Origin of the sequence: Staphylococcus sp. Marseille-Q1834, from assembly GCF_916858875.1 — a bacterium.
Classification (GTDB): domain Bacteria; phylum Bacillota; class Bacilli; order Staphylococcales; family Staphylococcaceae; genus Staphylococcus; species Staphylococcus pragensis.
In genome coordinates, this window is sequence record NZ_CAKASN010000001.1 from 397,613 (window position 1) to 409,409 (window position 11,797).

At 32.1% G+C, this 11,797-nt stretch carries 12 protein-coding genes; 4 read left to right on the top strand and 8 right to left on the bottom strand.

Features of this window, described 5'->3' with window-relative positions; all coding sequences use genetic code 11:
• Nucleotides 1-5 precede the first annotated feature (5 nt).
• From ltaS to LIX58_RS02085, 6 genes are all read right to left on the bottom strand, one after another.
• The gene (ltaS, locus tag LIX58_RS02060) at nucleotides 6-1,943 is read right to left on the bottom strand and encodes a polyglycerol-phosphate lipoteichoic acid synthase LtaS (RefSeq protein ID WP_154836486.1); all 1,938 of its coding nucleotides are present in this window, start codon (nucleotides 1,941-1,943) and stop codon (nucleotides 6-8) included.
• Nucleotides 1,944-2,454: 511 nt separating this feature from the next.
• A complete protein-coding gene (locus tag LIX58_RS02065; protein ID WP_126565076.1) occupies nucleotides 2,455-3,459 on the bottom strand; it encodes a biotin-dependent carboxyltransferase family protein in 1,005 nt (334 codons plus the stop codon).
• Entirely contained in the window at nucleotides 3,447-4,163 is a 717-nt protein-coding gene (locus LIX58_RS02070; protein WP_126565075.1) for an allophanate hydrolase subunit 1, read from the bottom strand. The genes LIX58_RS02065 and LIX58_RS02070 overlap by 13 nt, the downstream gene beginning before the upstream one ends.
• Nucleotides 4,164-4,477: 314 nt before the next feature.
• The gene (locus LIX58_RS02075) at nucleotides 4,478-5,086 is read right to left on the bottom strand and encodes an aminotransferase class IV (RefSeq protein ID WP_126565073.1); all 609 of its coding nucleotides are present in this window, start codon (nucleotides 5,084-5,086) and stop codon (nucleotides 4,478-4,480) included.
• The gene (locus LIX58_RS02080) at nucleotides 5,087-6,232 is read right to left on the bottom strand and encodes a chorismate-binding protein (protein WP_126565072.1); all 1,146 of its coding nucleotides are present in this window, start codon (nucleotides 6,230-6,232) and stop codon (nucleotides 5,087-5,089) included. It lies immediately after the preceding gene.
• Nucleotides 6,216-6,809, bottom strand: coding sequence for an anthranilate synthase component II (locus tag LIX58_RS02085; protein ID WP_126565071.1), 594 nt, complete (start codon nucleotides 6,807-6,809; stop codon nucleotides 6,216-6,218). Before LIX58_RS02085 ends, LIX58_RS02080 begins: the two co-directional genes overlap by 17 nt.
• A gap of 369 nt (nucleotides 6,810-7,178) precedes the next feature.
• On the opposite strand from LIX58_RS02085, the gene queC reads away from it, so the two are divergent.
• From queC to LIX58_RS02105, 4 genes are all read left to right on the top strand, one after another.
• The gene (gene queC, locus LIX58_RS02090; RefSeq protein ID WP_154836485.1) at nucleotides 7,179-7,850 is read left to right on the top strand and encodes a 7-cyano-7-deazaguanine synthase QueC; all 672 of its coding nucleotides are present in this window, start codon (nucleotides 7,179-7,181) and stop codon (nucleotides 7,848-7,850) included.
• Nucleotide 7,851: 1 nt separating this feature from the next.
• Nucleotides 7,852-8,271 carry a 6-carboxytetrahydropterin synthase QueD gene (gene queD / locus LIX58_RS02095; protein ID WP_226386029.1) on the top strand — a complete coding sequence of 140 codons (420 nt, stop codon included), beginning with the start codon at nucleotides 7,852-7,854 and terminating at the stop codon, nucleotides 8,269-8,271.
• Nucleotides 8,271-8,987: a 7-carboxy-7-deazaguanine synthase QueE gene (gene queE, locus LIX58_RS02100; RefSeq protein WP_126565068.1), complete on the top strand. Its 717-nt coding sequence runs from the start codon at nucleotides 8,271-8,273 to the stop codon at nucleotides 8,985-8,987. The genes queD and queE overlap by 1 nt, the downstream gene beginning before the upstream one ends.
• Before the next feature lie 103 nt (nucleotides 8,988-9,090).
• Entirely contained in the window at nucleotides 9,091-9,705 is a 615-nt protein-coding gene (locus tag LIX58_RS02105; protein ID WP_126565067.1) for a hypothetical protein, read from the top strand.
• A 51-nt stretch (nucleotides 9,706-9,756) separates the two neighbouring features.
• Here the strand turns inward: LIX58_RS02105 and LIX58_RS02110 are convergent, their stop codons facing one another.
• Together LIX58_RS02110 and LIX58_RS02115 are read right to left on the bottom strand one after the other, a co-directional pair.
• On the bottom strand, nucleotides 9,757-10,755 hold the full coding sequence (locus LIX58_RS02110; protein ID WP_126565066.1) for a glycosyltransferase family 2 protein: 999 nt from the start codon (nucleotides 10,753-10,755) through the stop codon (nucleotides 9,757-9,759).
• A gap of 152 nt (nucleotides 10,756-10,907) precedes the next feature.
• Nucleotides 10,908-11,747 (bottom strand): aldo/keto reductase, encoded by an 840-nt coding sequence (locus tag LIX58_RS02115; protein ID WP_226386030.1) that lies wholly within the window; start codon nucleotides 11,745-11,747, stop codon nucleotides 10,908-10,910.
• Nucleotides 11,748-11,797 lie beyond the last annotated feature (50 nt).

An 11,797-nucleotide genomic window follows, 5' to 3' on the forward strand; every position in this document is an offset into this window, starting at 1 on the left:
CTATGTTATTTCTGGTTACCGTTTGGACCAGTTTTGTAATCATATTTAGATGGATCTACCTTTTTGAAATCAGGGTTTTTATAGAATCTGAATAAGTCACCATTTAATACGTCGTCACTCATTTCTAAATCTTTTTCAACCTGTTTCTTATTCTTCTCTAAATCTTTAGGTGGTGTCGTTAATAATTCGTTATCTTTATTAGAGAAAGCCTTACCGTTAACATACTTATAATCTTTAGTAATAAAGTCACCGTTACGGAATGGGATAACATCATTATGATCTTTAGATAACATATCTGTACCAAACATTAAGTAGTTTTTACTATCAATACCTACTAAGTGTAAGATAGTTGGCATTACGTCCATTTGACCAGCATATGTTTCATCTACGCCACCTGATTTGCCAGGGATTTTCAACCAGAAACCAGTACGGTTCAAGTCAGTAAATTTAGCTGGTGTGATTTTCTCACCTAATAATTTTTCCATTGCGTTATTATGGTTCTCAGAAATACCATAGTGGTCACCGTAAATCATAATAACTGAGTCATCATATAGACCTTTCTTCTTAAGGTCTGTGATGTACTCTTCTAAAGCTTGGTCAAGATAATGTGCTGTTTGAATATAACCATCAACAGTTGAGTCACCTGTATTTGGTTTATCAATATCTGCATCTTGAGACTCTAATGTAAATGGATAATGGTTTGTTAATGTAATTAAGTGTGAATAAAACGGTTGTTTCATTTTAGCTTGGTAATCGGCTGATGCTTTAAAGAATGGTTTATCTTTTAAACCTAGGTTAACGATATTTTCATCTGACATATCGTAGTAAGTTGCATCATAAAATTTATCGATACCAAAGTGTTTGTAAATTTGGTCACGATTCCAGAATGTTTTATAGTCACCATGCATTACATTAGAAGTATAACCTTCTTTTTGATCTAAAATAGCTGGTAAAGATTGATACGTATTATCGCCTTTTAATGAATAAGCAGAACCTTGTGGTAATCCGTAAAGACTGTTATCCATTGTAAATTCGGCATCTGATGTTTTACCTTGTCCAGTTTGATGGAAGAAGTTTGGATAATATCTGAAATCATCATTACCAGATGATAATTTATTTAAGAATGGTGTAACTTCTTTACCATTTACTTTTTTATTAATAAGGAAAGTTTGGAAACTTTCTAAGTGAATTTTAATGATATTTTTCTTTTTAGCCACACCGAAATATTCTGGGTTAGGCTCTGTATTTTTTTGCTTCGTATAATTTAATACTTTAGTTAAATCGTCTTCAGATGCTAACGCTTTTTGTTGGTTGTTCTGAATTGTTTTAACGCCATCATATACAGTGAAGTTATATGGTCCTAAATATTTAACTAAGTATTTATGGTCAAACGTACGTGTTAATAATTCAGGGCGATCTGTTTCAGCAAATGCAAGATTTAAGAAAAATAATGCTACAGAAGCTGCCATTACAACTGGCACAAACTTTTTACTAAACACGCGTTTATCTAACCAACTGCCTTTAAATATAAGGATGAAAAGATAAACAATAGTGTCTAAGAAGTAAACAAAGTCATACCATTTAAATGACGCACCTACTGCTCCTCCCATTGATTCAACGTTACTTGCTTGGTTGAGCGTACTAAATGTTAAAAAGTCTGAGAAGAATCTAAAATACACGACGTTCGCGTAAAGTAAGAACGTTAATAAAAAACCGCCAATAAAGATGAACCAATATGCCTTTTTGCCTTTAAAGAATAAGAACACACTTAAAATAAGCGCAATCAGACTATATGGATTCATCAGTAGTATTAAATTTTGTACTAGTCCTTTAACACCCAAAGAAAAATCAACATAGTATGAAAAATACGTCTTTAAAGTAACTGTAAAAACAGTTAATAAGAAAAACGCAAAAAGACTTATTTTCTTTTTGTGTAAACTCATGAATGTTTCCTCCGTTTGTAGTTATTCAACTTTGAAGAAATGTTAAAGACTATTAAAAGACTTAAACACTCACTCAAATATGTCCGTAATGCAAGTACTTATAATTCGTTTCGCTTTTAAATTCATTTTAATTTCTATTGTAAGAATGTGCGTCATATTAGTTTTTAATTAAAGGGATACTTCCTTTAGTTAATTAAGCGTAAATAAACATTTTTACTTTTAAAACATATTTGGCACTATTCTATTAATTGTTAATTATTTATTAAGGAACGATGAAGTTTGTAATATTACTGTAACAAAGCGTCATAGTTCAATATATAAATATATAGTATTTTTACTCATTTATCAAGAAAAAACACATTGTCCCTTTGAACAATTAACTTACTTTTTTTCCTAAACTGATTTATATATTATAACTTCTTGCCATAATTATTTAATCAGACCATGGACCTACAAAGTATAATTCTGCACTTATAAAATCGTTATTTTTTCATTAAACTATAAATTTATATTACTTCATCATTTCCATTTGCATACGAAACTCGATACCATGGAATAATTGATTCATCCAGTTACTAAATTTCACAACATTCTTTTCAGCTGTCTCAATATCTATAAATTGAAATTTCAAACGCGCACCTTGTGGTTTTTGAGCTAATTTAGTTAAATGATAGCTAGCAATTGTGCCAATTTGAGGATAACTACCAATTGTGTAATGATCATTTAATAGAATAATTGGCGTGCCATCACGCTTTACTTGTATCGTGCCTTTTTTTACAGGTTGATGTGCTGGCATATCGTCGTAATACGCCTTAATTTTTTTACCGTCAAGTAACATTCCCACACGATTAGATTTGTTTGTCACTTTGTAATCTCCGTGAATAAAATTTGATTTTGTTTCCTCATCAAAATCTTCTGTTCCCTTATTAGCTACGACATGGAAGACATCCGAAATGTAATTAAATGATAAAGCGTAACCATCGATGCCCCAATCTGTCGTATGTTTTTCAGCTAAATTTTCAAAAAGCTTATGGTGACGTTCAGTATATTGACGTTTCATTTCAATTTCATCGCCATTTTCAAGCGTACGACCTTGATAACCGCCAATATTGACTTTCAAATCAGTAGATGTTGAACCTAACCATGAATCTAATTTGAAGCCGCCCCCAACCGCAAGATAAACACGTGACGTTTTATTCGTTTCTTTAAAAGATAAAACGTCATCTTTTTCAACTAGATATAATTTATAAGGCTTAACCTTCATCTTTTGAGTGTACGCCTCAAAATTATTGCCTGTTAGTGCAATTAAAGTAGGTTCAGTAAAGCGAATTCTCGCCATAACGTGTGTCATTTCGAGGGTTGCTTCATTCTTATCATTCGCGACAAGACGATTCGCTATTTCATGACCTAGCGTATCTAGAGCGCCACATGGAATGACACCTGCATGCTCATATCCATAACGTCCAAAATCTTGAAAGCTGCTAAACAATCCTGCTCTTTCTATTATGATTGACATGGTTTAAAATCTCCTAATTCTATTTCTTTACGTTTTTTAGGCTGAAAAGTGACATTATCTCCCAATTTCAATAAATTGAAATCTTCTTGATTAGGATTAAATAAATGTGTCGGTGTGTAGCCTATAACTAGCCAGTCATTATATGTATCTGTCGTTACAATGCCACACTTTTTACCTTCTAAAATAACCGATCCAGCTCTAACTAACTTTTTCTCTTCACTCGTGTGATTGACATATAATGCTTCATTCATCCCTGTTAAATATGGAAATCCAGGTAAATATCCCATCATCGATACAAAATACTGATTTCCAGAATGTAACTTAATAAATTCTTCTTCTGTTATATTATAATAATTTAACAATCCCTTTAAATCTGGGCCGAATTCTTCTCCGTAAATAATTGGAATATTATGAGAGGTACTATCCACTTCATTTAAATTAAGTACTTCTATTTCTTTATGAATTGAATGAACAAGATCTTTCATATATTGAAAAGGTGAAGTAATATGATGATGTTTAATCATATCCCTAGCATCATAGCAAATCATCATATCTGATTCAGTTGGAACAATTTCAGTAATAAATGGGAGATTTTTCTCTAATAAATGATGACGCACAGCTATTAAATCTCTTGTAACATTTTGCGAGACATCTTTTTCTATCGCAATAACAATTGCTTGATCTCCTTGACTATAAATTTTCATAACTCCACCTCATACTTACTATATTTTATTATTTCCGTCCTATTTTACTGATGATAAAAACTATTTAAAAATTCAATGATATATGGAATAAGTGATTTCATAAAAAAGTAGACACATAGGCACTGTAATACCACTACTATAGTTGCTATAAGACGTGCTTTAATTACAGCATTTCGTTGTAAATAACGATTTGCTTGCCATTTTCCCAAGCTATTTAACACAATGATGATTACAAGCCATACTATTACCATAAGTCGCTCCATTACTTTATTTGAATTTTTATGATTTCTTTTTGACCATCTTCCATTCACATTTTATATATAAATAGAAACCTCGGCAACCTCTCGCAAACTGTTTAGCAAATAGATTCGAACCTTATTTGCCCGTAGTTTTTCAATTAATTCATCTTTATTATAATTTTTAATGAACAATTTATGCTCATCAATTAAGCTTTGTCGCATGCAACCTAAGAGAAAGTCTTCCTCATAGCTTGGTGTATAATAATGACCATCTTCTTCAATCATAATATTCCCGATATCAAATTCTAAGATTTTACCTGTTTCACTATATAGTAAGACTAAGTCCGTTCGATGACTATGTTCGAGATGTTGACGCATGGTTGTTTTATTGATCACATATGCTTTGGCACAAGTAGCATTACTTTCTTTAAATTCAGCTGTAAATTTATTTTTGGTCATTAATGGCTTGATAATATGTGATAACTGGCCTTCTTTATCTATTTCTATTTTTAATCGAAATAGTCCTTTTGCATTTCTTAATCTTATTTTTTCCGTATATTGTTCCCATTCCCACTCTGAAAATGAAAAACCTAAACGCGCACAGGCTTGTTTTAATCGGGCAGTATGATATTGAAATCTTCGAATTTCGCCATTATCAAGGCGCATGGTTTCAAATAATTTCATTTATAACATCTCCAATATCTTCGTTTTATCACGAAACTCTTGTACTTCATTTTCCGGAACAGAGTCGATGGTAATACCTGCGCCTACGCCATAAATGACTTTGTCTTGTCGATATTCTAATGTTCGAATAGGAATGTTAAATATCATTTTATCATTGGGTATCATCAATCCAATTGACCCACAATAAATAGAGCGCGGACCAATTTCTAACGAATTGATATAAGACATAGTATTGAGTTTCGGCGCACCAGTGATAGAACCACAAGGAAATAGTGCCTTTAAAATATCGTGTAAAGATGTGTCATTAACTAAATGGCCTGTAACCATACTTGTCATTTGATATACGGTTTTATAGGTTTCAATGAAAAATGGCTTATAAACTTTAATCGTGCCAGTTTCAGAGATTCTTGAAATATCATTGCGCAATAAATCTACAATCATCACGTTTTCTGCACGGTCCTTAAGTGAATGTTGTAGCGTTTTATAATTTAGCGCATCCTCTTCTTCATCCACACTTCGTGGCATTGTTCCTTTCATCGGCTTACTCACAATAACATCATTTTCTCTATTGAATTCTCCTTTTTGGAAAAAGAGCTCTGGAGAAATAGAAGCGACTTGAACATCTTCCGTATCTAATAAAGCTGTATAACCCCCATTATTTGTTTGAGTTAAATAAGTATATAATTCAGAAATTGGATAATGGATATCGCTCGTTAAACGCGTCGTGTAATTAACTTGATAGGTCTCCCCTTCTACAATGGCTGCTTGCACTTGTTGTATTTTCGAACGCATTTGTTCATCACTTTCTTGAAAAGTAAAATTGTGTTTTGGTACATAGTTATACGCACTTTCTATTGAAGACGTTTGCGCATCGTTAACATCGAAACTATAAGCTACCGCATTTAAACCGTTATGCTCGATAGGATACGTGACCATTTTACTATTAAAATAAGTTGCCGCTTCATAAGTTAAATAAACAGCTACATAGCGTCCATTTTTTTGTTCCTTTTCCGCGAATCGAACTACATCTCCTACTTCATTTAAAGAAGTAGCTAATAATTTATTCTTATAAGTTTTAAAGGTTAATTGATGCGTTTCATAGTCATCTGGATTGATATAATAACGATAATTAAATGTGATATTCATTAACTAACCCTACTTTCGATAAAAAATGACGCAATTGTTCATGTCCATACTCGCTTAAAATAGATTCTGGATGATATTGTACTGCAAAAATAGGCAATGAAATATGCTCTATTGCCATCGGAATGCCTTCTTCATTATGTGCCGTTATCTGTAACTGAGAAGGCAATGTTGCTTTATCAGCCATTAACGAATGATAACGCATCACTTCAAAATGTTGCGGTAAGTCTTTAAATATACCAGTTCCTGAATGACCCAAACGCGTCGTGTGACCATGGATTGGTTTCATGCCATGAATAATACGGCCCCCATAGTATTCAAATATAAATTGAAAGCCTAAACATACTCCTAAAATAGGAATTTCACCTTCATAATGTTGCATGATTTCTTTTAAAATAGGATAATCACTCGGTTTACCTGGACCTGGTGAGATTACTATGGCATCAATATGTAATTGGGACAACTTATCCATCGACACATCATCTACTTCGTAAACTTGAAGTGACAGCGTCGTTTCAGTTTTAATGTAATCAATTAAATTATATGTAAATGAATCTTTATTATCTATTACTACTATCATTGAGATTACTCCAACTTTCCAACAAATATATTCTTCAATTTTATTATAAATTCTCTTATCACGAAAATGTAAGGGCTTACCTTATCCACATTTAGAAATATTACTTGATTTTACTGATTGATTATATTAATCTAACTAGCGTACTAAAAATGAATCGACAGAGGTTCCTAGCTGAAACCCTCTATAAAAAACTAGACACTTAAAGAAATATTTCCTTTTAAACATAATAAGTAGATACACTAACTTATTTTTAATATTTCAAAAGTCTATCTTTTTTATAGAGATAGGCTTTTTTCTTTGCCTTAAAAAGATGGCTAGGTTATTTATCGGCAATCCAATATTAATCATCTTTTCAAAAGGAGAATAATTATGACGCAACAAACCTTAAATAAAGATAAAGCAATTGTAGTATTTAGCGGAGGCCAAGATAGCACAACTTGTTTATTTTACGCTAAAAAGCATTTTAAAGATGTAGAATTAGTGACATTTAATTACGGGCAACGTCACGATACGGAGATAGAAGTCGCAAAACAAATCGCACAGGAACAAGGCTTAAAACATCACATTCTTGATATGTCATTATTGTCTCAATTAACTCCCAACGCTTTAACACAGCATGATATGGACATTGAAACTGGCGAAGATGGCATTCCAAATACTTTCGTGCCTGCGCGTAATTTGTTATTCCTATCATTTGCTGGCGCGCTTGCCTATCAACTAAATGCTAAACATATTATCACGGGCGTATGTGAAACGGATTTCTCTGGTTACCCTGACTGTCGTGATAGCTTCATTAAATCTATGAATGTAACGTTAAGTCTTTCAATGGATAAAAATTTCGTCATTCATACACCGTTAATGTGGTTAGATAAAGCACAAACGTGGGAACTTAGCGATGAATTAGGCGTGCTAGATTATATTCGTTATAACACAATAACTTGTTATAACGGCATTGTTGGCGATGGTTGTGGGGAATGCCCAGCTTGCAAACTACGTCAACGTGGTCTTGAACAATATTTAGAAACTAAAGGAGTGAATTAACATGTTTCAACAAATTTATCCAACAGTAAATCATCCTTACAGTTTTGAATTAAACAAAGACTTTAATTTTTCAGCTGCGCATTACATTCCAAGCGAAGATGCTGGCAAATGTATGAGAACCCATGGCCATACATACTTCGTTAATTTAACAATTGCTGGCGATACACTAGATCATAACGGTTTTTTAATTAATTTTAGTGATTTAAAAAAACTGATTCATGACCAATTCGATCATTATTTATTAAATGATTTACCTCAATTTAAAGGTAAAAGTCCTTCAACTGAAATCGTAGCACAAACGATTTATGAAATTATTGAGACACATTTACAAACTTACGATAATCAACCACATTGCGTTCAAGTATATTTACACGAAACGCCATCTAGTTACGTTGTCTATCGTCCTAAGGAGTTTAAATAATGGCAGCTAAAATTCCAGTATTAGAAATTTTTGGTCCTACTATTCAAGGTGAGGGGCGTGTAATTGGACGCAAAACAATGTTCGTGCGCACGGCAGGATGTGATTATCGTTGTAGTTGGTGTGATTCAGCTTTCACATGGGATGGCAGCGCTAAAGAAGATATCCAATTGATGACTGCTGAAGAAATTTATCATCAATTACGTGAAGTTGGGGGCGACCACTTTGATCATGTCACTATTTCAGGTGGTAACCCAGCACTCATTAAAGGTATTCAAGATTTAGTTGATTTATTTGAAGAGAAAAATATTTATACTGCTTTAGAAACACAAGGCAGTAAGTTCCAGCCATGGATGACTCAAATTGATGATTTAACGATCAGTCCAAAGCCACCTAGTTCTAATATGACGCCTAATCTAGATATTCTAGATAGCGTGATTGAACAATGTGTCCATGAATCGTTAAATTTAAAAGTTGTCATTTTCGATGATAAAGATTACGACTTTGCGAAAATGATTCATCACCGCTACCCTACGATTCCATTCTATTTACAAGTAGGTAACCCATACTTAGATGATAATGTCGCAAATCATACTGAAAAATTGTTAGAACGTTATGAATCATTAGTTGATACGGTCATGCAAAGCAATGATATGAACCATGTATATGTTTTACCACAACTACACACGTTACTATGGAGTAATAAAAAAGGCGTTTAATATAGTATTATAGTAAGTAATTATTTATTGAGTGTTTTGAAATGATTAAGTTTGTTTAAATTGCTATAATATTCTAATGAACTATGTGTGATAGGAGTACAACATGATTATTTATGTATTAATTAATATTGCCATTGTGCTTGGCATTTTCGGTTTCGACTTATATCGACATCGTTTTAAACAACTTAAGTTTAGCTCCGTTTTAATTGCTATTACTATTAACGCTTTTATTAATATTATTGTCATTGAAAAGTTTAATTTTATAACATTATGTTCAATTGTGTTTTTCTTATGTTGGATAGGACTCCAATACTATTTAAAAATGAAAGGCTTTACTTTTATCATTAAAGAATATAAAACTATTGCACTTATATTTGCAATTATTATTAGTTGTTCCTTATTTATAACATTTGGAACAAGTGATCATTCTCTATACATGTCAGTTCCCTATCTTGCACCAACAATTTTTATTATAGGGGCTGTAATCATTTTCTCTGCTACTTTTAATGCAAGTGAGCTTCAACGTACTAAATTACTGAGAAAAATTAAATATCCATTTATGATAGGTCACGTTATTATTATTATTTCAATTGTATTACTTACACTTTTAACACCTTTTTGGTACGTATTTGTAATTATTTACGTGTTATTTGCTATATATATTCTATGGCAGTTGAAATCAATACAACCTCAACACAATATATCTAAACAAATGTAAAAATGCTTGAAGACAACTCAATATGTTCTTCAAGCATTTTTATATTAAATATTAATAAACATTTTCTTTTTCGTGCTCTTGCTGTTGTGAGACGCCATCATTTTCAAGCGTTTGTTTCAAATTAGAAGCTTGAACGATATATTTAGGTCGTTCCTTCACTTCATAGTAAATACGGCCAATGTATTCGCCTACGACGCCTATTGAAATCAATTGAATACCGCCTAGCAATAACACTGCAGCAATTGTTGTAAAGTATCCTGGATTATTAATTCCATTCACCATAATACCTATTAATAAATAAAGAATATATACAATACTTAAACCAAATACAAACATCCCAAGATAAATCATTGCTCTTAAAGGTTTGTTATTGAAAGAAATTAAGCCATCGATACCGTAATTTAATAATTTGGTAAATGTCCATTTCGATTGGCCTACTTCACGTTCGACGTTTTTATAAGTAAAGATTTTAGTATTATAGCCTATCCATTCAAATAGTCCCTTTGAAAAGCGATTATACTCTTTTAAAGAAGCCATTGATTTTACAGCTCGTTGACTTAATAATCTAAAGTCACCGACACCATCAATAAATTTAATATCCTCTACAAAGCTATTAATCAATTTATAGTATAGTTTTGTCATTGATTTTCTCGCAAAATTCTCACCCGTACGGTCACGTTGTGCTATCACTTGGTCATATCCTTCTAAATAGCCATCAATCATTTTAGGGATAAATTCTGGAGGATGTTGTAAATCTCCATCTATCATTACTACAGCATCAAAATCTACACTATGCTGAAAACCAGCAATCATTGCTGATTCTTTCCCAAAATTTCGACTGAAAGAAATATACTTAACATGATTATCTACAGCTGCTAAGTTTTGGATGTGATCAATGGTATCATCTTTACTTCCATCATCAATAAATAATAGGTCATAGCTATAATCTTTGACCACACTATCTTCCATCAAAATTTCAGTCAATTTGTCGTAGGTCTTCGCTACAACTTCACCTTCATTAAAGCAAGGCACAATGACTCTGATTTTCATCCAATTACATCCTTTTCTACATTCTTAATATTATTTTATCAATAAAATTAATAAATATTCTACCTAAAACTATGTAATTAACAAAGAAAAAATAAAAATTGTATTAAATCAACAAAAATGTATTTCTAACTAATAGGTTTGAATGGAAAATATTATTTCAAATCCCCAATATTGACATCATCAGGGTCTTTACCTTGGCGTGCATTTTTATTTAAACTATCTATTTCTGCAATTTCAGTCAATTCTAAATTAAAATCAAAGATATCATGATTTTCACGAATGCGTGAAGGTGTCTTAGATTTTGGAATCACGATACGATTATGCGCTAAATGCCATCTCAATATAATTTGTGCAGGCGTTTTATCATATTGTTCTGCTAACTTAGTAATAACTGGATTATCAAACAAACCTCGATTACGCATTAATGGCATCCAAGCTGTAACTACAATGTCATGTTTATCACAGTAATCTTGAAGGTCTTGTTGATTAAAATAAGGATGTACTTCGATTTGATTAATATGAGGCACAATACTAGTCGCAGCCATTAATTTTTTCAAGTGATGTTCTTTAAAATTACAAACGCCAATTGCTTTTACCTTGCCTTCTTCATATAACTTTTCTAAGGCTTTGTAAGATTCAATATATAAATCATCTTCTTCACATGGCCAATGAATTAAATACAAGTCTAAATAATCAACACCTAAGTTCTCTAATGACTTATTAAAATAGTCTAATGTACTTTCATAACCTTGATAATCATTCCATAATTTAGATGTAATAAATAAATCCTCACGTGGCACGCCACTATTCTTAAGTGCTTTCCCTAACGCTTGTTCATTTCCATAGAAATAAGCTGTATCAAATGCACGGTAACCATCTTCTATCGCAGCTTGAATTGCTGTTTCCATTTCTTCTTCTGTAACTTTATAAACACCTAAGCCTACTTTGGGCATAGGATAGCCATTATCTAATATTTGAGTATCGTTAACCATGATTTACTCTCCTTTATATCATTATTAAAATTATTATAACTTTACGTTGA